The sequence below is a fragment of the Nakamurella multipartita DSM 44233 genome, from assembly GCF_000024365.1.
Taxonomy (GTDB): domain Bacteria; phylum Actinomycetota; class Actinomycetes; order Mycobacteriales; family Nakamurellaceae; genus Nakamurella; species Nakamurella multipartita.
This window is the reverse complement of sequence record NC_013235.1, coordinates 5,536,070-5,561,650: the sequence shown is the minus strand read 5'-3', so window position 1 is coordinate 5,561,650 and position 25,581 is coordinate 5,536,070. Positions and strand designations below refer to the sequence as shown.

At 71.9% G+C, this 25,581-nt stretch carries 21 protein-coding genes; 6 read left to right on the top strand and 15 right to left on the bottom strand.

The features are described 5' to 3' along the window. Window positions 1-233: 233 nt before the first annotated feature. From phoU to dusB, 4 genes are all read right to left on the bottom strand, one after another. Window positions 234-911, bottom strand: a complete 678-nt coding sequence (gene phoU, locus NAMU_RS24675; RefSeq protein WP_015750058.1) for a phosphate signaling complex protein PhoU — start codon at window positions 909-911, stop codon at window positions 234-236. Window positions 912-1,034: 123 nt separating this feature from the next. After that, the gene (locus tag NAMU_RS24670; protein WP_015750057.1) at window positions 1,035-2,690 is read right to left on the bottom strand and encodes an LCP family protein; all 1,656 of its coding nucleotides are present in this window, start codon (window positions 2,688-2,690) and stop codon (window positions 1,035-1,037) included. Between the two features lie 308 nt (window positions 2,691-2,998). After that, window positions 2,999-3,532 carry a hypothetical protein gene (locus NAMU_RS24665; RefSeq protein ID WP_041369418.1) on the bottom strand — a complete coding sequence of 178 codons (534 nt, stop codon included), beginning with the start codon at window positions 3,530-3,532 and terminating at the stop codon, window positions 2,999-3,001. Further along, window positions 3,522-4,718 (bottom strand): tRNA dihydrouridine synthase DusB, encoded by a 1,197-nt coding sequence (gene dusB, locus NAMU_RS24660; protein WP_015750055.1) that lies wholly within the window; start codon window positions 4,716-4,718, stop codon window positions 3,522-3,524. The genes NAMU_RS24665 and dusB overlap by 11 nt, the downstream gene beginning before the upstream one ends. Window positions 4,719-4,795: 77 nt before the next feature. Here dusB and NAMU_RS24655 point away from each other — a divergent pair, with 77 nt between their 5' ends. Continuing rightward, entirely contained in the window at window positions 4,796-5,347 is a 552-nt protein-coding gene (locus NAMU_RS24655) for a YbaK/EbsC family protein (protein WP_015750054.1), read from the top strand. Between the two features lie 9 nt (window positions 5,348-5,356). On the opposite strand, the gene NAMU_RS24650 is transcribed toward NAMU_RS24655, so the two are convergent. Beyond that, complete coding sequence (locus NAMU_RS24650; protein ID WP_015750053.1) at window positions 5,357-6,310, bottom strand: LLM class F420-dependent oxidoreductase; 954 nt, start codon at window positions 6,308-6,310, stop codon at window positions 5,357-5,359. Between the two features lie 73 nt (window positions 6,311-6,383). Between NAMU_RS24650 and NAMU_RS24645 the strand changes: the two genes are divergently transcribed. Then, window positions 6,384-7,190 (top strand): inositol monophosphatase family protein, encoded by an 807-nt coding sequence (locus tag NAMU_RS24645; RefSeq protein ID WP_015750052.1) that lies wholly within the window; start codon window positions 6,384-6,386, stop codon window positions 7,188-7,190. Between the two features lie 65 nt (window positions 7,191-7,255). On the opposite strand, the gene NAMU_RS24640 is transcribed toward NAMU_RS24645, so the two are convergent. Next, entirely contained in the window at window positions 7,256-7,807 is a 552-nt protein-coding gene (locus tag NAMU_RS24640) for a SixA phosphatase family protein (RefSeq protein ID WP_015750051.1), read from the bottom strand. Window positions 7,808-8,046: 239 nt separating this feature from the next. Between NAMU_RS24640 and NAMU_RS24635 the strand changes: the two genes are divergently transcribed. Continuing rightward, on the top strand, window positions 8,047-8,973 hold the full coding sequence (locus NAMU_RS24635; RefSeq protein ID WP_015750050.1) for a sigma-70 family RNA polymerase sigma factor: 927 nt from the start codon (window positions 8,047-8,049) through the stop codon (window positions 8,971-8,973). Window positions 8,974-8,997: 24 nt separating this feature from the next. Here NAMU_RS24635 and NAMU_RS24630 read toward each other — a convergent pair whose 3' ends face one another. The 5 genes from NAMU_RS24630 to NAMU_RS24610 all read right to left on the bottom strand — a co-directional run bounded on the left by NAMU_RS24630 (window position 8,998) and on the right by NAMU_RS24610 (window position 13,607). Next, the gene (locus tag NAMU_RS24630) at window positions 8,998-9,708 is read right to left on the bottom strand and encodes a GAF and ANTAR domain-containing protein (RefSeq protein WP_015750049.1); all 711 of its coding nucleotides are present in this window, start codon (window positions 9,706-9,708) and stop codon (window positions 8,998-9,000) included. A 67-nt stretch (window positions 9,709-9,775) separates the two neighbouring features. Then, complete coding sequence (locus NAMU_RS24625; RefSeq protein ID WP_015750048.1) at window positions 9,776-10,972, bottom strand: potassium channel family protein; 1,197 nt, start codon at window positions 10,970-10,972, stop codon at window positions 9,776-9,778. A 78-nt stretch (window positions 10,973-11,050) separates the two neighbouring features. Continuing rightward, window positions 11,051-11,965, bottom strand: a complete 915-nt coding sequence (locus NAMU_RS24620; protein ID WP_015750047.1) for a PAC2 family protein — start codon at window positions 11,963-11,965, stop codon at window positions 11,051-11,053. A gap of 193 nt (window positions 11,966-12,158) precedes the next feature. Continuing rightward, entirely contained in the window at window positions 12,159-13,028 is an 870-nt protein-coding gene (purU, locus tag NAMU_RS24615) for a formyltetrahydrofolate deformylase (RefSeq protein ID WP_015750046.1), read from the bottom strand. A gap of 84 nt (window positions 13,029-13,112) precedes the next feature. Beyond that, window positions 13,113-13,607 carry a DUF2505 domain-containing protein gene (locus tag NAMU_RS24610; RefSeq protein WP_015750045.1) on the bottom strand — a complete coding sequence of 165 codons (495 nt, stop codon included), beginning with the start codon at window positions 13,605-13,607 and terminating at the stop codon, window positions 13,113-13,115. A 240-nt stretch (window positions 13,608-13,847) separates the two neighbouring features. Between NAMU_RS24610 and NAMU_RS24605 the strand changes: the two genes are divergently transcribed. Beyond that, window positions 13,848-15,779 (top strand): primary-amine oxidase, encoded by a 1,932-nt coding sequence (locus NAMU_RS24605; RefSeq protein ID WP_015750044.1) that lies wholly within the window; start codon window positions 13,848-13,850, stop codon window positions 15,777-15,779. 75 nt (window positions 15,780-15,854) lie between these two features. Here the strand turns inward: NAMU_RS24605 and NAMU_RS24600 are convergent, their stop codons facing one another. The 3 genes from NAMU_RS24600 to gabT all read right to left on the bottom strand — a co-directional run bounded on the left by NAMU_RS24600 (window position 15,855) and on the right by gabT (window position 20,374). Beyond that, window positions 15,855-17,249, bottom strand: coding sequence for an NAD(P)/FAD-dependent oxidoreductase (locus NAMU_RS24600; RefSeq protein ID WP_015750043.1), 1,395 nt, complete (start codon window positions 17,247-17,249; stop codon window positions 15,855-15,857). 240 nt (window positions 17,250-17,489) lie between these two features. After that, window positions 17,490-18,953, bottom strand: a complete 1,464-nt coding sequence (locus tag NAMU_RS24595) for an NAD-dependent succinate-semialdehyde dehydrogenase (protein ID WP_015750042.1) — start codon at window positions 18,951-18,953, stop codon at window positions 17,490-17,492. 38 nt (window positions 18,954-18,991) lie between these two features. Next, the gene (gene gabT / locus NAMU_RS24590; protein ID WP_041369415.1) at window positions 18,992-20,374 is read right to left on the bottom strand and encodes a 4-aminobutyrate--2-oxoglutarate transaminase; all 1,383 of its coding nucleotides are present in this window, start codon (window positions 20,372-20,374) and stop codon (window positions 18,992-18,994) included. A 177-nt stretch (window positions 20,375-20,551) separates the two neighbouring features. Between gabT and NAMU_RS27870 the strand changes: the two genes are divergently transcribed. Then, a complete protein-coding gene (locus tag NAMU_RS27870; RefSeq protein ID WP_015750040.1) occupies window positions 20,552-22,348 on the top strand; it encodes a PucR family transcriptional regulator in 1,797 nt (598 codons plus the stop codon). Window positions 22,349-22,510: 162 nt separating this feature from the next. Next, complete coding sequence (locus tag NAMU_RS24580) at window positions 22,511-24,274, top strand: alpha/beta hydrolase (protein ID WP_015750039.1); 1,764 nt, start codon at window positions 22,511-22,513, stop codon at window positions 24,272-24,274. Between the two features lie 128 nt (window positions 24,275-24,402). Here NAMU_RS24580 and NAMU_RS24575 read toward each other — a convergent pair whose 3' ends face one another. Continuing rightward, a complete protein-coding gene (locus NAMU_RS24575) occupies window positions 24,403-25,488 on the bottom strand; it encodes a C45 family autoproteolytic acyltransferase/hydolase (protein WP_015750038.1) in 1,086 nt (361 codons plus the stop codon). Window positions 25,489-25,581 lie beyond the last annotated feature (93 nt).

Below are 25,581 nucleotides of genomic sequence, written 5' to 3'. Positions count from 1 at the left end.
TCAACTTCCCCAGCGCGGATGAAGAAGGCGACTCCTGCCCCATCCGTCACATCCGGTGCACCTTGATCCGCGCGGATCCGATGTGGGCAGCCGCGCGGATGAAGTCGTCGACTTGCGTCTCATCCGTCACAAACGGGGTGAGTTGATCCGCGCCGGCGTAGATGATCCGCGCGGGACGAGGGCGCGTTGGGGCAGGCCCGCGCAGGGGCGCGGGGTGGGGTGGGGCGGTGGGGCTAGTCGCGGGAGGCGAAGGCGGGGGTGGTGTCGCCGCCGACGTTCTCGCCGGTCACCAGGTACACGGTGCGGCGGGCGATGGAGACCGCGTGGTCGGCGAATCGCTCGTAGAAGCGGGCCAGCAGCGAGATGTCCACGGCCGGGGCGACGCCGTGCCGCCAGGTCGGGGCGAGCAGCGAGTTGTACAGGTCGCGCTGCAGGTCGTCCATCAGGTCGTCCTCGATCTCGAGCTGGCGGGCCAGCTCGACGTCCCGGGTGCGCAGCACGACGCCGGCCTGGTCGGCCAGGTGCACCCCGACGCGGCCCATCCGCTCGACGATCGGCCGCACATCGGCCGGGATGACGTGCGCGGGATGTCGCCGGCGGGCGGCCTTGGCCACGTGGATGGCCAGGGCGCCCATCCGCTGCAGGTCGGCCACGATCCACAGCGCCGACACCACGATCCGCAGGTCCCGGGCCACCGGGGCCTCCAGGGCCAGCAGCTCCACCGCGACCTTCTCGGCGTTGGCCCGCATGTCGTCGAGCTGCACGTCCGAGGCGATGACCCGTTCGGCCAGCGCCAGGTCGGCGTCGAGCAGGGCCTGGGTGGCGTCGCGCAGCGCATCGCTGGCGACCTGGCACATGGACGAACCGTGCTCACCGAGTTCGGCCAGCCGCAGATGATAACCCTCGCGCATGATCGTCAGAATATGTCGGTTACGCGGTCGGTCGGTACGCGAAGAGTGAACTCGCGATGAACGCCGGGGAAGGAATGGCCGCCGCGCGGGTCACTCACCCCGGAATCGGGCCGGCCGGGCCGCTCAGGCGCAGAGCGCCTCGCCGGCATTGATCGAGGTCAGCGGGGTGGTCAGGGACGGGGCGGTGCTCTGGGCGGAGTCCTGATCGTCGCTCGCGGTCGGGGTGCTGGTGGCCGAACCCATGGTCGCGGTCACACTCGCCTTCGCCTTCACCGGCGACACCGATCCGTCGTAGTCCTCGCCGAGCAGCAACCGCACCGACTTGCCCAGGCCACTGACCGGGACCACGGTGGCTCCCGGCACGGCGGCGGCCACGGTGAGGGCGGCGTTGAGGTTGGTCGGGTCGTACTCGATGGTGACCGCGGACTGGACGTCGTCCGGCCGGGCCTGCAGGTCGTCGTCGGTGATGTCGAAGCCGACGTTGTTGAGCTCGTCCATCGCCTGGCCGGCGACGCCGCTGCGGCCGGTCACGTTGACCACGGTCAGGTTCACCGTGGCCGGGTCGACAGTGGTGCCGGTGGCCAGGCCGCCGACCGCGCCGGCGGACGGTTCGGGCACCGCCGGGGTACTGGGCGCGGTGGAGGTCGTCGAGCCGGACTCACCGGGCAGCGGCTGGTCGTTGCGCAGCGCCTCGAAGACGGCGTTGGCGGCGTCCTCGTCGGGGTCAAGGGCGTCCGGGTTGGACCGGCTGGGCACCGTGGGCAGGGTGTAGAAGGTGACCTTGCTCGGGTCCAGGTTGCCCATCGACTGGGCCAGCGCGACCAGGTCGTCGATGGTGACGTTGTCGGTGAAGGTGTTCTGCACGAACGCCTGCAGGAACGCGTCCAGCTTGGCCGGGTTGAGCAGGGTGCCGGCGCTGGTGACCTGCTGCAGGATCGCGGACAGCACGATCTGCTGCCGGCGGATCCGGGCCAGGTCGGAGTCGGTGTCGCCCTCCACCTTGCGGGCCCGGACCAGGCTCAACGCCTGCTCGCCATGGATGGTCTGCACGCCGCCGTCGGGCACCACGGTGCCCAGCTCACCGTCGACGATCGGCCGGCAGACGTTCACGGTGATGCCGCCCAGGGCGTCGACCATGCTCTGGAACCCGGCGAAGTCGATGCCGATCACCCGGTCGATCCGCAGCCCGGTCAGGTCCTGGACCGCGCGGACGGTGCACTGCGGGCCACCGACCGAGTAGGCCGAGTTGATGTGCCACTTGTCGCCCGAGCTGACCGGGTAGGTCTGGTCGCTGAGCTGCCCGGTGGCCCCGTCCCAGACCCTGCAGGTGGGCGCGTCGACCATGGTGTCGCGGGGGATGGACAGCACGGTGACGTGCCGGTCGCTGCTGATGTGCGCGATCATCAGGGTGTCCGAGTTGGCCACCCCGTCGGCGGTGCTGTCGTCGGTGCCGCCGGCCTGCGCGTTAGCCGCTCCGGCCCGGGTATCCGAACCGAGCAGCAGGATGTTCTCGGGGGTGAATTCGCCGGGCGCGACCGTGGTCCCCGGGGCGGTGGAGATATTGGTGTCGTCGGTGACGATCGCCTGGACGCTGCGGGAAAGAATGCCCGAATCGGCCCGGGACTTGATGGTCCATTCCAGGCCGGTGGCGGCCAGCACCAGGACGGCCAGCAGGGCCACCGCGACCCGTCCGACATTGAGCCAGACGTGGTGCGGATGGGGTGCGGGGGCCGCGGAGGTGGGCGACTTCTCGGGGCCCGGGGACGCGCTGTGGGTCACGTCGTCGCCCTGCGCCGGACGGGCCCGTGACCTGCGGTCCGTGAGGCTCGCCGGCGGTCAAGCTGGTTGGTCGCTCGCCGGGGCTTGCTCACGTGACCTCCTTGTCGCACATCGCTGTCTGCTTCGCTGCCGTCTGGGCCGACGCCGGACGAGGTTTCAGCGATTGTCCATCGTACGGACGGTTGTCGCCATATCGCCGGCGATGTGTCATCCGGCTGACGTGGGCCACTCATTCACGCGAATGCGACGATCGGCTTACTGCTTTCCCGGCCGCGTTCCCCTGAATGACGCAATAGGCGGGGTCGGGTTCAATTCACACAGAAGGGTGTGAGGTACGCCTCAGAATCGCCGCCTACGGGCGCCGGCCGCACCACCAGGTGCAGCGTGGTCAGATCGGTGCCGGTGACGCGCTCGCCGGAGTAGATCCGAATGAGCGCCGGCAGCAGGTAGCTCTGGGCCGCGGCGTCCGCCGCCGTCTGGCCCGCTGGCTCGGGGGCGCCGGCCGCGCGCAGCCCTGCGTAGACCGGTTCGAAGCGCACCGTCGACGTGGCCGCCGGGCAGTTCTGCACCTCCGCGGCGCGATCGGGCTCGACCAGGTCGGCCAGGCGGTGCTGCTGGTCGGCCGGGCCGGCGGCGGCCGCGGCGTTGAACGCCTCGATCGTCGCTCGCACGGCGGTGTCGGCCGCGGGGTCCGGCGCCGCCCGGGTGCCGGAGGTGTCGGTGGTGCCGGCATCGGCCTGACACCCGGTCACGGCGGTGAGCGCGAGCAGCAACGCCCCGACCAGCGCGGCGCGGGCCCCCCGGACCCGCGCGGCACTACCACCAGCCGCCTCAGCCGCCACCGTCGTCCAGTTCGGCCTCATGCGGGACGGCCGCCGATTCCGGGTCGTCCAGCCAGCCGTGCGGCAGCGCGACCCGCCGCTGCGGCGTGCCCTGCCGGCCGCGGGGTCCCTCGGCGGCCTGCGGATAGGGCTGGTCGAGGTCGAGCTGACCGATCAGCTCGTCGAGCTCGGTCAGGCTGGCGACCATGCCGAGCTCGCGGCGGACCTGCGAACCGACGGCGAACCCGCGCAGGTACCAGGCCGTGTGCTTGCGCAGCTCCCGGATGCCGCGGTCGGCGCCCATCTCGGCGACCAGCAGCACCGCGTGCCGGCGCATCACCTCGGCCACCGCGCGCAGGTCCGGCGGGGTCGGGGCGGGCCGGCCGTCGAAGGCGGCGGCCAGCTCGGCGAACAGCCACGGCCGGCCCTGGCAGCCGCGGCCGACGACGACGCCGTCGCAGCCGGTCATCGCCATCATGGTCAGCGCGTCGGAGGCGGCGAAGATGTCGCCGTTGCCCAGCACCGGCACCGAGGTGACCGCCTGCTTGAGCCGGCCGATCGTCTCCCAGTCCGCCTGTCCCGAGTAGTGCTGGATCGCCGTCCGGGCGTGCAGGGCGACCGCGGCCACCCCGGCGTCCTCGGCGATCCGGCCGGCGTCCAGGTAGGTGATGTGGTCGGAGTCGATGCCGATGCGCATCTTGACGGTGACCGGAACCCCGTGCGGGGTGGCCTGGTCGACGGCCGACCGGACGATCGACTCGAACAGCCGCCGCTTGTAGGGGATGGCCGAACCGCCGCCCTTGCGGGTGACCTTGGGCACCGGGCAGCCGAAGTTCAGGTCGATGTGGTCGGCCAGGTCCTGCTCGACGACCAGGCGCACGGCCTGCCCGACCACCACCGGGTCGACCCCGTAGAGCTGCACCGAGCGCGGGTGCTCGTCCGGTTCGAAGCGCATCATCGCCCGTGACTTCGGGTCGCCGGCCACCAGCGCCCGGGTGGTGATCATCTCGCAGACGTACAGCCCCGCACCGAACTCACGGCACAGGGAGCGGAACGGAGCGTTGGTGACGCCGGCCATCGGCGCCAGCACGACCGGCGGCCAGACGGGATACGGACCGATCTGCAGCGTGCCGGCAGCCGGCGCCGGGCTCGGCGCCGGCTGCGCGGTCGTCGCGCTCGCTGGGGTGAGGGTGGACGGGAGATGCACCGGACCATTGTCCCCGATCGATTCCCCCGCTCCGGGTCGCCGGCCGGGCCGGTGCACCCCGGTGGCAGGGTGTCGGCATGACGCCGTTGCGCACCCTGGGCACGCTGAGCACCACCCCGGCGCTGGAACGGACCGACCTGCTGGCCCCGCCGGTGGCCGCCGCGCTGGCCGCCGACGCCCGGGCCGGCGGGGTCGCGGTCGCGCCCATCGACCCCGAGCTGGCGGACACTGCCGCGTTCTGCGCGGCCTACCAGGTCTCGCCGGCCGCGTCGGCGAACTGTGTCGTCGTCGCCGGCAAACGGGCGGGCGAGCAGCGCTGGGGGGCCGCGGTGATCCTGGCCACCACCCGGGCGGACGTCAACGGGGTGGTGCGACGCCGGCTGGACGTGCGCAAGGTGTCGTTCGCGGCGATGGCCGACGCGGTCAGCCTGACCGGGATGGAGTACGGCGGGATCACCCCGATCGGCCTGCCCGCCGGCTGGCCGGTGCTGATCGACGCCGCGGTCGCGGCCGCCGGGCCGGTGGTCATCGGCTCCGGCATCCGCGGCTCCAAGATCGTGCTGGACGCGGCCCTGCTGGTCGAACTGACCGGCGCCGAGGTGATCGAAGGCCTGGCCGGCCCGGTCTGACCGGCCGGCTCAGAACTCCCGCACCGCCGGCAGCACCTGTTCGGCGACCAGGGCCAGATGGTCCAGGTCGGCCAGGTCCAGGACCTGCAGGTAGACCCGCTGCACGCCGGCCGCGGCCCAGGTGGCCAGGGTGTCCACCACCTGATCGACGGTGCCGGCCAGCGGGCTTTCCCGGGCCTGCTCCGGCGAGCGACCCGCGGCGGCGGCGCGGCGGGCGACCTGCGCGTCGTCGGTGCCGACGAACATCGGGTGGGCGATCGAGTAGACCAGCGACCCGGGATCCCGGCCGGCCGCCGCGCAGGCCGCGCGGACCCGGCCGAGCTGGGTGGTCGTCGTGTCCAGGTCGGAAAAGCCGACGTTGAACTCGTCGGCGAAGCGGGCGGCCAGCGCCGGGGTCCGCTTCGGTCCGTGGCCGCCGATGATGATCGGCAGGTGGGCCCGGCCCTGCGCATCGCGCTGCTGCGGCTTGGGCAGGGCGGGCGAGTCGGTGATCGTGTAGTGCCGGCCGGTGTGGCTGAAGGTCTGGCCGACCGGGGTCGCCCACATCCCGGTGATGATCTTCAGCTGCTCGGTCAACCGGTCGAACCGCTCCCCGAACGAGTCGCCGAAGTCCAGGCCGTAGGCCCGGTGCTCGGCCTCGAACCAGCCCGTGCCCAGGCCGAGTTCCAGTCGCCCACCGGAGATGTCGTCGACCGACGCGGCGGCCAGCGCGGTCATCGACGGGTGCCGGAAGGTGGCCGAGGTGACCAGCGTGCCCAGCCGGATGTCCGGCACCAGGGCCGCGATCGCGGCCAGGTTGACGTAGGAATCCGAGGGGCCGGGCAAGCCGGCCCCGCCCATCGCCAGCACGTGGTCGGAGCGGAAGAAGGCGGAGAATCCACCCGCTCGGGTGGCCTGCGCGACGGCCAGCAGATCAGCGTGGCTGGCGCCCTGCTGGGGCTCGGTGAAGATGCGGAGATCCATGACGGGCAGGGTAGTGCGGCGCGCCGCGGAGGTGGCACGAGGTGATCATCGCCGGCCGGGCAGGATGGGCGCCATGTCTCCTGCCCCGGACACGGCCGTCGACCCTGCCCGCCTCCTGGACCTGGCGATGCGCGGCGCCCGCGCCGCCGGCCGGGAACTGCTCAACCGCTACGGCAAGGTGGAGGGGCTGAGCACGAAATCGTCGGCGACCGACCCGGTCTCGGACGCCGATCGGTGCTCCGAGTCGACCCTGGTCAAGCTCATCACCTCGGAGCGTCCTGACGACGGGCTGCTCGGCGAGGAGGGCGCCGACCGGGCATCCACGTCGGGCATCCGCTGGGTGATCGACCCGTTGGACGGCACGGTCAATTACCTCTACGAGCTGGACAACTTCGCGGTGAGCATCGCCGCCGAGGACGAACACGGGGCCCTGGTCGGCGTCGTGCACAACCCGGTGACCAAGCGGACGTTCCACGCCGTCCGCGGGGTCGGGGCGAGCGTCGACGGGCAACCGTTGCGGGTCAACGACCCGGTCCCGATGAACCGGGCGCTGCTGGCCACCGGCTTCGGCTACGACCCGGACATCCGGCGGCAGCAGGGCGCGATGATTGCCCGGCTGCTGCCCCAGGTCCGCGACATCCGGCGGATCGGCTCGGCCGCCCTGGATCTGTGCGCCGTGGCGTCCGGATCGGTGGACGCCTACTTCGAGGAAGGCGTCAAGGCCTGGGACGTCGCCGCCGGAGGGCTGATCGCGCAGGAGGCGGGTGCACACCTGACCCGGACGGCGCCGATCGCCGGCCAGCCCGGCATCCTGGTCGCCGGTCCGGCCCTGTTCGACGAGCTGGTGGCCGCGCTGGTCCGCATTCGCGACGCCGGCTGAGGGCGACTCCCGGTCCGCCCCTCGACCGGGGCTCGGGGCCGGGTTCGGGTTCCAGGCCGGTCAGGTCAGGCGACCGGATGCTGCACGAGCTGCAGTTCGGCGCCGGCCTGCGCCAGATCGGCCCAGGCCCCGGTGGTGCTCAGCACCGCGAACGTGCCGGCGGCGAAGTGCCGCAGCTCGTCGCCGGCGCCCGAAGAGGGGTCCGCGTCCCGGTTCAGCAGGGACTGCCGGACCAGCTCCCAGCCGGTGGCCGGGATGGTCGGGGCGTGCCCGACCACCAGCACGGTGCTCGCGTCGGCCGGGACCGCGGCCACCTCGGCCAGGATCTCGTCGACCCCGCCGCCGTAGAGCTCGTCGCGGTACCGGACTTGGGCGCTGATGCCGGTCGCGGCCAGCGTCTGCCGGGTGCGGGCCGCGGTGGAGCAGACCACGACGTCGACCGCGGGCAGGTGGCCGCGCAGCCACTGCCCGGCCGCGGTGGCCGCCCGCACCCCGTCCGGGGTGAGCGGCCGGTCGTGGTCGCGGACCGCGCTGCCGGCCGCAGCGTGCCGCATCAGGACCAGGGTCCGGGCGCCGGCCGGATCGGACCGGTCGCTCGGCGCGGTTGGCTCGGCCATCGCATCTCCAGGGGTTCGCGCGCGGGGCATCCGCGGAAGTCAACCGCGGAAGTCAACCGCGGGAGGCAACCGCGGGAGGCAACACGGTAGCGCAGAGCGCGGACCGTCATCGGAACGTGACGCAGTGTTGTTCGGTTTGTCCCCCCTCGGCGTTGAAAGCACGCCGCTGGTGTGATCTAGTGGAGTTACTGGTCCAGCAGAGGCGCCAGGAACAATCCCAGACATGCCGGGAGTTCCTCGTGACTGCTGTCCTGGACGTCGTCGATCTGACGCCTTCTTCCCCCACCATTCCCACCCTCACCCTGGTGCCCGCGCCGGTCGAGCCGGTCGAGTCCGTTGAGCCGGTCGAGTCCGTCGGCTTGGTCGAGCCGGTCGAGCCGGCCCGGCGGCCGGCTTCGGGGCACACCATCGCCGCCGCGCCGACCGGAGACCGGGCCCGCCGGGTGCGCGAACTGCTCGAGTACACCGCCGGCTGCACCGACCCGGACGAATTGCGCCGGTGCCAGCAGCAGGTGGTCACCGAGTACATCCCGGTGGCCCGCTCGCTGGCCGCCCGCTACTCCGGCCGCGGGGTGGAGCGCAGCGACCTCGAGCAGCTGGCCTACATGGGTCTGATCAAGGCCGTGCAGCGCTGGCGGCCGGGCCGCAGTGACGATTTCCTGCAGTTCGCGGTGCCGACCATCGTCGGTGAGATCAAGCGTTACTTCCGCGATCACTCGTGGCTGGTTCGCCCGCCCCGGCGGATCCAGGAGCTGCGGGCCGCGATCAGCGAGGCCGAGCAGTCGCAGCGGCATCAGGACGGTCGCGCGCCCTCGGACGCCGAGCTGGCCAAGGCCACCGGGGCCACGGTGACCGACATCGACGAGGCCCGGGCGGCGGCCGCGTGCTGCCGGCCGCGCTCGCTGGACGAGGAGCAGGGCCCCGGCCTGGCGCTGGCGCTGAGCTGGGGCGAGGAGGACGCCGAGCTGCGGCGGGTGGAGGACCGGGCGACGGTCGAGCGGCTGCTCGACGCCCTGACCGATCGCGAGCGGGACGTGGTCCACATGCGGTTCGACAACGGCTGGTCGCAGTCCCGGATCGGCCGCGAGATCGGGGTGAGCCAGATGCAGGTCTCGCGCTGGCTGCGCTCCATCACCGAGAAGCTGGCGTCCTGCGTGGAACGCTGACCCACCCCGGGTGGCTGCCCCTCTTCAGGAGGGCAGCTGCCCGGTGCGGACCAGTGTGGCCGCCACCTCGTGCAGCTTGATGTTGCTCTGCTGCGAGTGGCGTCGGAGCACGGCGAACGCCTTCTCCGGGCTGAGCTTGAGCCGCTCCATCAAGATGCCCTGGGCCTGCCCGATCAGGTGCCGGGAATCGATGGCCCGCCACAGGTCGCGTTCGGACCGCAACCGGGCCAGCGCGACCGACGCGTGGGCGGCGACAATGCGCGCGGTCTCCACCTCGTCGTCGCTGAAGTCGGTGATCGATTCGTAGTACAGGTTCAGCGCCCCGAGCACTCGCGTGTCGGTGAACAGGTGGATGCTGAGCACGCTGCCCAGCCCCATCTCGGCCACGGCGGGCCCCCAGACCGGCCACCGGGGATCGGTGCGGGTGTCCACGATCAGGAACACCCCGCCGGTCTCCGCCGCACTCAGGCAGGGGCCCTCGTCGAAGTCGTACTGCAGGTTGTCCGCCTGCTCGATGATCTGGGCCGACGTGGCCGTGGTCTCCGCCCCGCCGGCCACGCCGACCAGGGTGACGCTGGCCCCGAAGCACTCGCAGGAGGCCATGGCCAGCTCGACCACCGACTGCAGCGCGTCCTGGACGTCCGGATTGTCGGCCACCTGCCGGGCCGCCTCGGCCAGATCGGACTCCGAGGTCGGGCCCAGGTCCGGTTGCAGTTCGGTCCCGTTCGCCGTCATCCGCGATGTTCCTTCCGCGTCGTCTCGCCCGCCCTGATCCGTTCGGATCGGCGGGCCCGTCAACAGATCAGCGTAGGTCGCGAATCGGTGGTCGGTTCGCCGCCGGAGTGCCCGGGCTGCCTTCTCGGGACTCCCGCGACCCGCCGGATTCGGTGCCCGGAGGCAGCCGGGACCGGTCGGCCAGCCCGCTGCGGTCCGGCTCGACGGCGCGCCGGGTCCGGGAGCGCCGGCTCAGCGCCTCCGGTTGATCGGCGTTCGCCTTGATCACCACGATCCGATCGCCGGGCTGGAACACCTTGACCCCGCCGGAGTCGAAGCGGTGCGATACCCCGTTGCGGATGACGGTCAGCACGATCTCCCCGCGCGCCTGCAACCGGGACGGGGCCAGCCCGACGTCCTCGGGCCGCACCTCGCGCTCGGAGATCTGCAGCCCGGCAACGGGTTCCAGCAAGTCTTCGATGACCTCGCCGGCGGCCGGGGCGAAGATGGACAGCCCCAGCATCCGGCCGGCCGACTCCGCGGTGGGGATCACCACGTCGGCCCCGCCCTGGCGGAGCACCTCGATGTTCTGTTCCTCACGGGCGGCCGCGGCGATGGTGGCGTGCGGGGCCAGCCGGCGGGCGGTCAGGGTGACCAGCACGCTGGTGTCGTCCCGGTCGGCGGCCACGATCACCTGCGTCGCGCTGGGCAGGGCGGCCTGCCGCAGCACCTCCTCGCGCCGGGCGTCGCCGAGCACCCCGACACACCCGTCGCCGGTGGCCGCCTTGATGTTGGCCGCGTCACTATCGACGACCACGATGTGGTCGGCCGGATACCCCTGGTCGATGAGGGCGCCGACGGCGGAGCGGCCTTTCATGCCGTAGCCGATGACGACCGTGTGTTTCTTCACGCGCTTTCTCCAGCGGCTCGTGCGGAACTGCTGGCGGCTCCGCTCGGTGAGCACCTCGATGGTGGTGCCGACCAGGACGATCAGGAACAGGAACCGCAGCGGGGTGATGACCACGATGTTGGTCAGCCGGGCGGTCTCGGTGACCGGGGTGATGTCGCCGTACCCGGTGGTCGACAGGGTGACGGTCGCGTAGTAGAGGGCGTCGAGCCAGGTGTCGATCTGGCCGTCCAGGTCGCGGTAGTCGGCCCGTTCCAGGTAGACCACGGCGGTGGTGATGACCACGCACATCACCGCGATGACGATGCGCAAACTGATGGCCCGGATCGGACCGTGTTCCTTGACCGGCAACGCCAGCGTGGGATTCTCGTGCGCCACAAGGCCGCACAGTACGCCGAACCTGCTGGTCGCCGGGCCGGGACCCGGCCGCGCGGGACCGGCCGGAACCGCCCGGGTTCAGCTGGTCGGCGGCTCCCGATCGGCCAGGAACGCCTCGAACTGCGCGCCCAACTCGTCCGCGGTGGGCAGCGGCGCGGACTGGGCCAGCAGGCTCTGCCCGGTCGCCGAGACGTAGGCGTCGTACTGCTGCTCCAGGCCCTTGACCACCTCGGCCACCTCGGCGTTGTCCTGGATCTGCTTGGCCAGCTCGGCCTGCACCTTGGCCGCGGCCTCGTCCAGGCCCCGGGTGGGCAGCAGCAGGCCGGTCGCATCGGCGGTGGCCTGGATCAACGTGCGCGCGGTCTCCGGGTAGTCGGACCGGGCGATGTAATGCGGGACGTGGGCGGCGAAACCGATGGCGTCCCGACCGGCCTGGCCGAACCGGTACTCCATCAGGCCGACGGCGTGCCCGGGCACCTGGATGACGCCCAGCCAGTCCTCCTGGTCGGGCAGCAGGCCGGTGCGAGTGGCGTGCGAGGACATCCCGGTCGGCCGGGTGTGCGGCACACCCATCGGGATGGCCATCAGCCCGACCGTCAGCCGCACCGCGAACCGGTCGGCGATCTGGCCGACCGCGGCGATGAACCGTTCCCACTGGGTGTCCGGTTCCGGTCCGGACAGCAGCAGGAACGCGGTCCCGTCGGTGTCGGTGAGCACCCGCACCTGCAGCTCGGGCTGCTGGTAGTCGGTGAACGCGTTCTGCTGGTAGGTCAGGATGGGCCGGCGTGCCCGGTAGTCGATCAATTGGTCGATGTCGAAGGTGGCGATGACGGTGTGGGGCTGGGCGGCCAGCAGGTGCTCGACCGCCAACCGCACCCCGGACCCGGCGTCGATGTAGCCGTCCAGCGCGACCAGCAGCACCGGTTCGTTGAGCAGCTCGATCTCATCCCGCTCCAGGTGCAGCTCGTACAGCTCGCCCGGTTCGCTGCCCATGGGAATCGCTCCGTGTGTCCGCCCCGCGGGGCACCGAAAGTTGCTCTGAGCTGGCACTGCCCAACGGCACTGCACAACGGCACTGAAATCGTCCGGGTCCATCGTCGCCCGGCGCCTGTGGCTGGGGCAACGTGATCCGCCGGCCGGGCATTCCCGAACGGTGGTCGCCGGGCGGCCCCGGGTCGCCGGTGGATCAGGCGAACACAACGGTGCGCAGGCCGTCGCGCAGCACCCGGTCCTCCAGGTGGTAGGTCAGTCCTCGGGCCAGCACGGACTTCTCGATGTCCCGGCCCAGCCGCACCATCCGGGCCGGGGAGGCGGCGTGGTCGACCCGGATGACGTCCTGGTCGATGATCGGCCCGGCGTCCAGCTCCGGGGTCACGTAGTGGCAGGTGGCGCCGATCATCTTCACCCCGCGCACGAACGCCTGGTGGTACGGACGGGCGCCGCGGAACGAGGGCAGGAAGCCGTGGTGGATGTTGATCAACCGGCCCTCCCACGCCTGGCACAGCGACGGCGGGATGACCTGCATGTACCGGGCCAGCACGATCGCGTCCGGCTGGTGGCTCTCGGCCTCGATCCGGACCTGCTCGAAGGCCTGCGCCTTGCCCTCGGGATCGGTCGGCACCGGGATGTGCCGGAACGGCAGGCCGAACAACCGGGCCACCGGCTCCAGGTCGGTGCGGTTGCCGATGACCACCCCGATGTCGGCCGGCATCGCGCCGGAATGCCATCGGGAGAGCAGCTCGTACAGGCAGTGGCCCTCGCGGGAGACCATCAGCACGATCTTCTTGCGGTCGGCGCTGTCGACCACCTGCCAGCTGTCGGCCTCCAGTTCGCCGGCCACCGCCCCGAACCGGCGGCGCAGCTCGGCCACCGGGAACGAGGTCGAGTCGGCCCGGATCTCCTGGCGGGTGAAGAAGCGACCCGACTCCTCGTCGGAGTGGTAGGCCGCCTCGGTGATCCAGCCCCCGATGTCGGCCAGGAAGGTGGTGATCCGGGCGACGATCCCGGTGCGGTCGGGGCAGCTCAGGGTCAGCACGAAACGACGGTCATCGGGCACGGCGGTCCATGCTGCCAGGCGCCGGGCGGCCGGCGAAATCGGCCCGGGTCCGGCTCGGCGTCGGGCGGGGCGGCGGCGGGTGGGTCAGCCGGCTAGCCGGGCCCGGGTGTAGGTCTCCTCCATGGCCAGCAGCTCGGTGATCTGCTTGGCGATGACGCCCTCGATCTTGGAACCGAACAGCGGGATCGGCACTGCGGCCGTGCCGACCACCGTCAGGGTCGACCCGGGGCCGGCGTTGACCAGCGACATCGTGCCCTTGATGGTGGCCGGGGCCCCCTTGACCGTGAGCAGGAAGTCGGCCGTGTAGCCCTCGCCGTCGGCCTTCCAGGTCTCGGTGCGCTCGGTGGCCGGGTCGCCCTGGATCATCGAGGCGACCATGGACGGCAGCACCGAGGCGGGGATGGCCTGCCGGGTGACGATGGTGACGCCGTCCTCGGTCGGCTCGAACGCCTGCACCTTCGGATCCAGCGCGCCGGAGTCGTCCAGCCGGCCCTGGATGAAGTCACGGTCGTTGTAGAGGGCGAACACCTCCGCCGCCGGAGCGTCGTACTGCTGGGTCACCTTCAGCGGAGTGGGCACCGGTGGAACTCCCTCGGGAATGGGTGGATGCGGCTGCGCGTCGCCTCCGCATCATCGCGGCCGGTCCACCGGCGGTGCAACCTGCCCCGCCGAATGGCCGGCGATCCGCCGGGTCACCTCTGCCGGGATCGGCCGAAAAGGTTACGGTCAACCGGTTCGGCCGACGTCAGATCTATGGAGGCATAGATCTGTGGACACCGTGCGGCCGGCTGCCATCGACCGACGTCCGGAGGAGCACCCGTGTCCCGTCATCCACTCGACTCTCTCAGCGCTGAGGAGTTCCGTCGCACCACCGGGGCGTTGCGGGCGTCCGGCGACCTGGTGCCGACCCGTCGGTTCGCCTCCATCACCCTGGACGAGCCGGCCAAGGCGGACGTGCTGGCCTGGCGGGAGGGCGACCCGATCGTGCGGCGCTCCCTGTCGGTGCTGTGGGACCGGGCCGACAACAAGACCTACGAGGCGATCGTCGAGCTCGCCGAGTCCGGCGCGGACGCGGACCGGGTGGTCTCCTTCACCCACATCCCGGGCGTCACGCCCAACTTCACCCCGGACGAGTGGCACGACTGCGAGGTCGCCATGAAGGCGAACCCCGACGTGGTCGCGGCTCTGGCCGAGCGCGGTCTGACCGACCTGGACCTGGTCCTGATCGACGTCTGGACCTACGGCAAGGCGTTGATGCCGGAGAAGTACCGGGACCGGCGGCTGGGCTGGGCCGACATCTGGGTGCGCTCGAGCCCGACCGGCAATCCCTACGCCAACCCGGTCTCCGGGATGAAGCTGATCGTGGACATGAACACGATGGAGCTGCTGGAGATCGACCGGGCCGACGTCGTTGCCGCCCCGGCCCCGGTGATGGGCGAGTACGAGCCGGCCCTGGTGCCCGGCCAGACGCTGCGCGAGGACATCAAGGCGCTGGACATCATCCAGCCCGACGGCCCCTCGTTCGAGGTCGACGGCAACGTCATCAAGTGGCAGAACTGGACGTTCCGGCTGGCCTTCAACTACCGCGAGGGCCCGGTCATCCACCAGGTCAGCTACAACGACCACGGCACCGAGCGGGACATCGCCTACCGGATGTCGTTCGCCGAGATGATCGTGCCGTACCGGGACGCCAGCTTCGATCACTACCGGCGCACCGCCTACGACATCGGCGAGTGGGGCATCGGCTACATGACCCAGTCGCTGGAGCTCGGCTGCGACTGCCTGGGCGAGATCCGTTACGTAGACGCGGTGCTCACCGACTCGCTGGGCGAGCCGGCGACCATCAAGAACGCCATCTGCCTGCACGAGGAGGACAACGCGGTCCTGTGGAAGCACGTGGACTCGATCAACGGCCGGGCCGAGGTGCGCCGGGCCCGGCGGATGGTCGTCTCGATCCACGCCACCGTGGCCAACTACGAGTACCTGGTCTACTGGCGCTTCTACCAGGACGGCAACATCGAGTGCGAGGTCCGGGCGACCGGGATCATGGTCACCACCCCGATCCCCGAGGGCGAGCCGACGCCGCGGACCGGCACCCTGGTCGACCACCGCACCTACGCGCCGTTCCACCAGCACTTCCTGGTCGCCCGGCTGGACCTGGACGTGGACGGGCAGCACAACAGCGTGGTGGAGAGCGATTCCTACGCGCTGCCGGTCGGGCCGGACAACCCGCACGGGCTGTCGGTGGTGACCGAGGCGACCGTCATCGAGTCCGAGGCGCAGTCGGCGCGGGACTTCAACTACGAGCGGCAGCGCGGCTGGAAGGTGGTCAACCCGAACAAGACCAACGCCTTCGGCACCCCGGTGGCCTACAAGCTGGTGCCCGGCGCGGCGTTCCCGGTGATGATGGAACCGACCACCGCGCAGTACCTGCGGGCCCCGGTGATGGGTCACACGCTCTGGGTCACCAAGCATCATGACGACGAGAAGTGGCCGGCCGGAACCTATCCCACGCAGAGCGAGACCGACGACGGGCTGACCCGGTGGATCGCCGACGACGAGTCGCTGGTCAACACCGACGTGGTGCTCTGGTACGTGTTCGGCATCCACCACATCACCCGGGTCGAGGACTGGCCGATCATGCCGGTGGACACCATCTCGTTCTGGCTCAAGCCGTTCGGCTTCTTCGACCGGAACCCGTCCCTGGACGTGCCGCCGCAGCCGGGCTCGGGGGATCACTGCCACACCTGAGCGATGCCGCAGACGCCAATGGCGCGGACCCGGTCGTACTGACCCGGGTCCGCGCCATTGGCGTCGGGGACCTGCTCAGGCGGTCTTTGGAGCGCCTTCCGCGGCGTCGATCTCGTCGGCCAGCGAGGGCTTGGACCCGGGCAGGACGACCGGGGCGCGGCCCTTCTTGCGGTTCTCGTCGAGCTCGACCATGGTGCGCTCGAAGGTGATGATGCGGTGGCCGCGGCTCTTGCTGAACCACAGCGAGTGGGCCCAGTTGTACAGGGTGCCCAGCCGGTTGCCCCAGCCGACCAGGTACGCGACGTGGATGAAGCCCCACATCAGGTACGCGATGAAGCCGGTGAACTTGTAGCCGAACGCGTCGGCGACGGCGGCCTTGTGGCCGATGGTCGCCATGCTGCCCTTGTCGAAGTACTTGAACGGCGGCGGGATCGGGGCGCCGGTGGTCCGGGCCTTGATCAGCTTGGCCACGTACTTGCCCTCCTGCATGGCCGGCTGGGCCACCCCGGGGAGCTTGTTGAGCGAGACCATGTCGCCGATGGCGAAGACCTCGGGATGTCCGGGCAGGCTGCAGTCCGGGTTGACCGAGACGCGGCCGGCCCGGTCGAGCTCGGCGCCGGTCTTCTCGGCCAGCATCTTGGCCAGCGGGGAGGCCTGCACGCCGGCCGCCCAGATCCGGGTGCGGGCGCGGATGGTCTCCACCCCGTTCGGGCCCTTGACCGTGATCGACTCGTGGTTCATGTCGGTGGCCAGGGTGTTGACCCGGATCTCCACGCCCATCTTCTCCAGGTGGGCCTTGGTGTACTTCTGCAGCTTCTCGTCGAACGGCGGCAGCACCGCGGGGGCACCCTCGAGCAGGATGATCCGCGCCTCGGTGGTGTCCACCGTGCGGTACTCCTGCGGCAGCACCAGGTGGGCCAGCTCGGCCAGCTGACCGGCCAGCTCGACGCCCGTCGGGCCGGCGCCGATGACCACGAAGGTCAGCCATTCGGCCCGCTCGACCGGGTCGGTGGCCATCTCGGCCATCTCGAACTTGGACAGGATGCCGTCGCGCAGGTACCGGGCGTCCTCGATGGTCTTCATGCCCGGGGCGAACTCGGCGAACTCGTCCTTGCCGAAGTACGAGTGCGAGGCGCCGGCGGCGACGACCAGGGAGTCGTACTCCAGGTCCAGCGGCCGGCCGTCCGGGCCGAGCGCCTTGACCACCTTGTTGGCCAGGTCGAGGTCCTTGACCTCGCCCAGCAGGGCCCGCGCGTTGCGCTGCTTCTTGATGGTGGCCCGAATGGCCGGGGCGATCAGCCCGGGCGAGATGAGTCCGGCCGCGACCTGGTACAGCAACGGCTGGAACAGGTGGTGGTTGGTGCGATCGACGATCGTGACGTCGACGGGAGCATCCTTCAAGTAGCGGGTCGCGTTCAGCCCGCCGAACCCGCCGCCGACCACGACCACCCGGTGTCGCCCGTTGGACATATTTCCTCCATGGTTTCCAAGATGACCATCATCCACGGTCACCGGGCGCCCGGCTGCCCGCAGGCCGCGTTTGCTGGCCAGCGGGACAGCACCGGACACATCGGTGGACGGCGCCCGACCGCAACGATGTCCTACCGCATCCAAGATTGCGCGTGGATGACGAGAAGCGCGCGCGGGACGCCGGGCGCGGGCGAACCCGGCCCGGCGTGGCGCACGTCACGGAAACTGCGGGGCGAACCGCTACAGCTTGATCCCGACGTACTTGGTCTCCAGGTATTCCTCGATGCCCTCGGCGCCGCCCTCGCGGCCCAGGCCGGAGGCCTTGACGCCGCCGAACGGGGCGGCCGGGTTGGACACGATGCCCTGGTTGATGCCGACCATGCCGGTCTGCAGCTTCTCGGCGACGGTGATCGCCCGGGTCAGGTTCTCCGTGAAGGCGTAGGCGACCAGGCCGTACTCAGTGTCGTTGGCCTTGGCGATGCCCTCCTCATCGGTGTCGAAGGTGATGATCGGGGCGACCGGCCCGAAGATCTCCTCGGTGAACACCCGGGCGTCGGTGCCGACGCCGGTGAGGACGGTCGGCGGGTAGAAGTGGCCGGGGCCGTCGATCGGGGCGCCGCCGGTGAGGACCGTCGCACCCTTGTCCACGGCGTCGGCGACCAGCTCGGTGACCTTGTCCACCGCGGCGGCGTCGACCAGCGGGCCGACCTGCACGCCGTCCTCGATGCCGGGGCCGATCGTCATCGCGCCCATCTTCGCGGCCAGCTTGGCGGCGAACTGCTCCGCGACCGAGGAGTGCACCAGCAGCCGGTTGGCCGCGGTGCAGGCCTCCCCGATGTTGCGCATCTTGGCCAGCATCGCGCCCTCGACGGCCTTGTCCAGGTCGGCGTCGGCGAACACCAGGAACGGGGCATTGCCGCCCAACTCCATCGAGGTCTTGAGCACGTTCTGCGCGGACTGCTCGATCAGCCGGCGGCCGACCCCGGTGGAACCGGTAAATGTGAGCTTGCGCAGCCGCGGGTCGCGGATGATCGGCTCGGACACCGGCCCGGAGTGCGAGGTGGTGATCACGTTGACCACGCCGTCGGGCAGGCCGGCCTCGATCAGCACGGCGGCCAGGGCCAGGGTGGTCAGCGGGGTCTGCGCGGCCGGCTTGATGACACTGGTGCAGCCGGCGGCGATGGCCGGGCCGAGCTTGCGGGTGCCCATGGCCAGCGGGAAGTTCCACGGGGTGATCGCGTAGACCGGGCCGACCGGCTGCTTCATGGTCAGCAGCCGGGTGCCGCCGGAGGGGGCGACGGAGAACCGGCCGGAGATCCGCACGGCCTCCTCGGAGAACCAGCGGAAGAACTCGGCGCCGTAGGTGACCTCGCCGCGGGCCTCGGCCAGCGGCTTGCCCATCTCCAGGGTCATCAGCAGGGCGATGTCCTCGGCCCGCTCGGTGAGCAGCTCGAACGCCTTGCGCAGGATCTCCCCGCGGGCCCGGGGATCGGTCGCGGCCCAGTCGTCGGCGGCGGCCACCGCGGCGTCCAGCGCCTCGATGCCCTGCTCCGGGGTGGCGTCCGCGACCTGGGCGATGGTCTGCCCGGTGGCCGGGTTCTCCACGTCGATGGTGTGCTCGGTGCTGATCCACTTGCCGCCGATCAGCAGGCCGGTGGGGACCGCGTTCAGGACGCGGGTGACGGTTTCGTCGGTGACAGCCATGGTCGTCCTTCGTGTCGGGTCGTCGATGGTGGCGGGCGTCAGGCGGCGAGCTGGTCGAACGCGGCCTCGATGACGTCCAGGCCCTCGTTCAGCAGATCCTGGCCGATCACCAGCGGCGGCAGGAAGCGCAACACGTTGCCGTAGCTGCCGGCGGTCAGCACGACCACGCCCTGGGCGTGACAGGCCTTGGCGATCGCCCCGGTGAGGGCGGCGTCCGGCTCGGTGGTGCCCGGCTTGACCAGCTCGACGGCGATCATCGCGCCGCGGCCCCGGATGTCACCGATGGCCGGGTGCCGGGAGGCGATGGCCCGCAGCCGGGTCGTCATGGTCTCCTCGATGGCCCGGGCGGCGCCGGCCAGGTCCAGCTCGCGCATGGTGGCGATGGTGCCCAGGGCGGCCGCGCAGGCGACGGGGTTGCCGCCGTAGGTGCCGCCCAGGCCACCGGCGTGCACGGCGTCCATCAGCTCGGCCCGGCCGGTGACGGCGGCCAGCGGCAGCCCGCCGGCGATGCCCTTGGCCGTGGTGATCAGGTCGGGCACGACGCCCTCGCGGTCGCAGGCGAACCAGTCGCCGGTGCGGCAGAAGCCGGTCTGGATCTCGTCGGCGATGAAGACGATGCCGTTGGCCTTGCACCAGTCGGCAACGGCCGGCAGGAAGCCGGCGGCCGGCACGACGAAGCCGCCCTCACCCTGGATCGGCTCGATGATCACCGCGGCGACGTTCTCGGTGCCGACCTGGACCGCGATCTGGCTGATCGCCCGGGCCGCCGCGGCGGCGCCGTCGACGCCGGCGTCCCGGAACGGGTAGGACGTCGGCACCCGGTAGATGTCGGAGGCGAACGGGCCGAACTTGTGCTTGTAGGGCATGTTCTTGGCGGTCAACGCCATCGTCAGGTTGGTCCGGCCGTGGTAGGCGTGGTCGAACGCGACGACCGCGGTGCGGCCGGTGGCGTGCCGGGCGATCTTGACGGCGTTCTCCACCGCCTCGGACCCGGAGTTGAACAGGGCCGACTTCTTGGCGTGATCGCCCGGGGTCAGCTCGGCCAGCTGCTCGCAGACCTGCACGTACCCCTCGTACGGGGTGACCATGAAGCAGGTGTGGGTGAACGCGGCGACCTGCTCGCTGACCGCCTGCACGACCTTGGGCGATGCGTTGCCGACGCTGGTCACGGCGATGCCGGACCCGAGGTCGATCAGCGAGTTGCCGTCCACGTCGACCAGCACGCCGCCACCGGCGCGCTCGATGAAGACCGGGAACGCGGTGCTGACCCCGGCCGAGACGACGCTGTTGCGCCGGGCGAACAGCTCGCGCGACTTGGGTCCGGGCAGCTCGGTCACCAGCCGGCGCTCCTGCGGCAGATCGGTGGACGCCGGGCCGGTGACGGTGGTGGAGGCGGACGTGGTGGGCAGCGTGGCGGTCATGGTGCTCCTGTTCTCGGACCGGTCGCCGGCGCGGCAGCAGCCGGGCAGGGTGGGGTTCGCGTGGTCATCGCGTGCTGGCTTCAGCCTCCTCGAATCCGTCCGCTCGGGTAATGGGCCGTTCTGGCGCACTAGAGTGGAACGAATGGACACAGTGGCGCATTCGCCGCGGGAGCGGCCATGGCACTGACCGTCCGGGAGCTGGCCCAGCTGCCGGAGCTGGGCGTGCACCTGATCGCCGGGGCCGCCCCCGGAGCGCCGGACCCGATCACCTGGGTGCACGTGAGCGAGCTGGACGATCCGACCCCGTTCCTGTCCGGCGGCGAGCTGCTGCTGACCACCGGCCTGTTCGTCCGGGACGGCCTGGACCTGGCCGGGTACGTCGGCAAGCTGCGCGACGCCGGGGTCCGGGGCCTGGGCTTCGGGGTGGGGCTCAGCTTCGCCGAGATCCCGGACGAGCTGGTCCGGGCCGCCGACGCGCTGGGCCTGCCACTGCTGCGGGTGCCCCGGCGTACCCCGTTCATCGCGCTGTCCCGGGCCGTGTCCAGCGCCCTGGCCGCGGACGAGTACGCGGCCGTGGCCCGTACCTTCACCGCCCAGCAGGAGCTGACCCGAGCCGCCCTCTCCCTGCAGTCGCCGGCCCGGCTGATCCGGCTGCTGGCCCGCAAGATCGACGGGTGGGCCGTACTGCTGGACGAGCGCGGAGCCGCGCTGGCGACCAGCTCGGAGCGGGCCGCGGCGGTGGTGCCGGTGGTGGCCGTCGAGGTGGCCCGGCTGCGCGATCATCGCGGTTCGATCGGCGCCGGGTTCGAGATCGACGTGGACGGCCGCACCGACACGGTCAGCCTGCAGCCGGTCGGGGCGGGCACCCGCCGGCGCGGCTTCCTGGCCGTCGGGCGGCCGGGTCCGTTGCCGTCGGCCGACCGGCACCTGGTCAACGCCGCCGTCATGCTGCTCACCTTGGGTTTCGAGCAGGACGCCACCCGCCCCGACGCCCTGGCCGAGGTCCGCTCGGTGGCCCTGGACCTGGCCCTGGACGGCCACCTGGACCTGGCCCGGACGCTCGCCGACCGGGTCGGTGCGACCTGGCCCCCCGACCCCCTGGTGGTCCTGGTCGCCCCCGCCCGCCCCGCCCCGCCGTCCCGCGCGGATCACCCCCTTCCCCGCGCGGATCACCCCCTTCCCCGCGCGGATCACCCCCTACCCCGCGCGGATCAACTTCGCCGGCGCGGATCAACCAGCACCGATTGGGACGGGTGGGACGGGAGTCAACGACATCATCCGCGCGGACGGTCTGCGCGGGTGGGCGGGGCCGTCAGCGGGGCGGTCTGGACGACCGACCGGGACGGCGACCTCATCGTGCTCACCGCCGCCGACGGAGCCGAAGCGGCGGCGGCCGAACTCGCGGCCGAGCTGGCCGCCGCGCTTCCCGCCTCCTCCGCGTCCCCCACCCCCGCGTCCCCCACCCCCGCGTCACCCACCCCCGCGTCACCGATCACCGCGACGGCCGCCGCACCGCCGACCGGGCCACCCGCTGGCCCGGCGGATCCCGCCGCCGGCGCCCGCCCGGTTGGCCGGTCCGCGCCGACGCCGGCCACCGGGCTGCCCGCCGCGCTCACCCAGGCCCGGCAGGCCGCCGCCGCGGCGGCCGCTCGCGGCCTGCCCACCCTCGGCTTCGACGCCATCGCGACCACCGGCATCGAGGGTTTGTGGGACCCGCGGCGGGCGGCGGCGTTCGCGGCGTCGTTGCTGGCGCCGCTGGTCGAGCACGACCGGACCGGACGCGGGGAGCTGGTCGCCTCGCTGCGGGCCTGGCTGGAACATCACGGCCAGTGGGACCCGGCCGCGGCCGCGCTGGGGGTGCACCGGCACACGCTGCGCCGCCGGATGACCCTGGCCGGGCAGCTGCTCGGCCGGGACCTGGACTCGCCGACGGTGCGCAGCGAGCTGTGGCTGGCCCTGCAGCTGCTCGGCTGACCGCCCGATCCGTCGGGGAATGCTGCGACGTGGATCACTTTCGCCGGGTGGGGATGCCCGGAGGACGGATCGCTCCTCGCCGGGCCGGACAATGGTCGCGGCGACGAGCACGTCAGCGGGCAGGCGCCTGACCGTCGTCGGAACGACCAAGGAGTGGGCCGCATGCCATCCGATCAGTCCGTGGAGCCCGTCGATCAGACGGCGCCGGCCGGACCCACCGACCCCGCGGCCCCGCCGGCGGTTGCCCCACCGGCGGCCGCCCCGCCGGCGGCGGACCGCCCGCCCCGCCGCGGCGCCTGGTTCCGGTACACGCTGCCCGGCGCGTGGACGGCGCTGATCTTCGCGGGCCTGTCGTTCAGCCCGTCCCTGGTGCCGCGCCCGGGCCTGCTGCAGGGCGTGGTCTGCGGCATCAGCGCGGCCATCGGGTACGGGCTGGGCGTCGTCGGCGCGTCGGTCTGGCGGGCCTTCCCCGATCGGCCGGCCCGTCCACCCCGGCGCTGGTCCTGGCCGGTGTTCTACGCCGTCGGGGCGGTGCTGCTGCTGGTGTGCTGGCTGCTCGGCCAGCGCTGGCAGCGCCAGCTGCGGGACATGATGTCCGCGCCGGCCGAAAGCTGGTGGTCCAAGCTGTTGCTGCCGGTCTCGGCCGCGCTGGTCTTCGTCCTGCTGGTGGCGATCGGCCGGGGGTTGCGCGGGGCGTACCGCTGGCTGTGGGGGCTGTTGTCCCGCTGGATCGGCCGGCGGGCGGCCCGGGCGATCGGCTGGGTGGCGGTCACCGGGCTCAGCGTGCTGCTGGTCTCCGGGCTGTTGCAGGACGTGCTGCTGCAGGGCCTGGACAACAGCTTCTCGGTGGCCGACCGGGGCACCGCGGACGGCGCCGAGCAGCCGACGACGGCCCTGCGCTCCGGCGGCCCGGACTCCCTGGTCGCCTGGGACACGCTCGGCCTGCAGGGCCGCAACTACACCGGCACCGGACCGACCCAGCAGCAGATCGCCGCGTTCTGGGGCGGGCCCGCGCTGGAGCCGATCCGGGCCTACGCCGGCATCCAGTCCGCGCCGAACGTGGAGGAACGGGCGCAGCTGGCCGTGCAGGATCTGGAGCGGGCCGGCGGCTTCGACCGCGAGTACCTCGTGGTCGCCGGGACCACCGGCACCGGGTGGATCGACCCGGCCTCCATCGACGCACTGGAGTACGAGGTCCGCGGTGACGTGGCCAGTGTCGGCATCCAGTACAGCTACCTGCCGTCGTGGCTCTCGTTCATGGTCGATCAGGTCCGGGCCCGGGAGGCCGGCCGGGCGATGTTCGACGCGGTGTACCAGCGCTGGATCGCCCTGCCCGTCGACGATCGGCCCAAGCTGCTGGTGTTCGGGGTGAGCCTGGGCTCGTTCTCCGGCGAGGCGGCCTTCAGCGGCGAGGCCGACCTGGCCAATCGCACCGACGGGGTGCTGTTCGTCGGCCCGCCGAACTTCAACGCGCTGCGGCAGGAGTTCGAGGCCGGTCGCGACCCCGGCAGCACCGCAGCCGAGCCGGTCTTCCGTGACGGCCGCACCGTGCGGTTCACCCCCGACCCGTCCCAGCCGACCCGGCCGACGGACGCCCCGTGGGACGGCACCCGCGTGCTCTACGTCATGCACGGGTCCGATCCGGTCGTCTGGTGGAGTCCGTCGTTGCTGCTGACCCGCCCGGACTGGCTGGACGAACCGGCCGGCACGGACCAGCTCGAGGGCATGTTCTGGGTCCCGTTCGTGACGTTCTGGCAGGTCACCGTGGACATGATGGAACTCGTCGACGTGCCCAGCGGGCACGGCCACGACTACACCGTGAACTACCTGGACGCCTGGGCCCAGGTGGTGCAGCCGGCCGGGTGGACACCGGAGAAGGCCGAGCAACTGCGGGCGATCATCCTGGCCGAGGACGACGCCGGCTGACCCCATCGAGTGTGCAGAAACGGTCCTTATCGCCCGGAATAGGGGCCGTATCTGCACACTCGGCACCGGGGCGGGCCGTGGTGTGCGCGCGGGTGGGGGTGAGCGCGGGCCGTGGGTGGGCCGGGTGCTCAGCCCGGATGCAGGACCACCTCGAACGTGCCGTCCGGGTCGTCGAAGCTGCGCCGCCAGCTGCGGCCCGGCCAGTACAGGTGCATCGCGCCGCTGGCCGGCCGGTAGAGCGCGGTGTAGACCGTGCCGAACGCCCGCCAGTACTGGGTCGAGTACAGCGGCCGCTTGAGAAACGCCCGGACCAGGTCGGTGGGGCTCGGGTCGTCGGCGACCAGCTCGGCCAGCCGCTCGCGGCGCGGCACGCTGGCGAACTGGCGGGCGTGCTCGATGCTGTCCGGCACCTCGCCGCGGTGGTTGGTGGCGATCGGTGAATCGCTGAACTCGGGTCGCCGGTCCGGTCCGACGAAGGCGGTCAGCACCGTCCCGGACGCGTCGACGACGGTCAGGTTGTAGGCCATCGCGACCGGCATCCGGCTCAGGATCTCGCGCACCTGCTCGGTGCTGCTGGCGACCTCCAGCAGGTACCGGACCACCAGGGACACGGCGAATCCCGGCCCGGACCCGCGGCGGCCGCCGAAGCTGAGCGAGACGACCAGCCCGTCGTCGTTCATCCCGTCGGTCAGCCCCCACAGGCAGTCGCCGTTGCCGATCACCCGGCGACCGTCGAATGCGGTGGAGATGACGACCCGTTCCCACAGCGCGGGGGAGTAGTCGTAGTTGCGGCACAGCGCGATCTCCGGCGCGGTGATGACCGCCTGCGAGCAACCGGGCAGGAACCGCGGCGGATCCCACAGGGTCAGCATCCGGGCGGCCACGTCGTCGGAGGCCAGATTCAGCGCGGCGACGGACTCCTCGGCCAGCTCGACCATCCGCCGGTAGGTCGGCAGCAGCTCCGGCATGTGGGTGGCCAGCATGTCCTGGGCCAGCCCCAGGGCGGGGCGCGGTCGGACGTCGCGTTGCAGGTACCAGCGGCGGTAGCCCGGCCAGGTGGCCGCGAACAGCGCCTGCCAGCGCGGCCCGGGCGTGGGTTCGTGGATGCCGAAGACGGTGAGCGGGATCGGGGCGTCGGCGTCGATCGGACGGGGCGGCGGGAACGCCCGGGGGAACGGGTTCAGGCCCTTGCGCCGACCCCCACCCAGCACCATGACCGACCGACCATCCCTTCCCGCGGCCGGCCCGACTCCGGCGTCGCGTCATCATCCCTCGCCGGGTTCGACCCCGCCCGGGCTCGCCGCGCC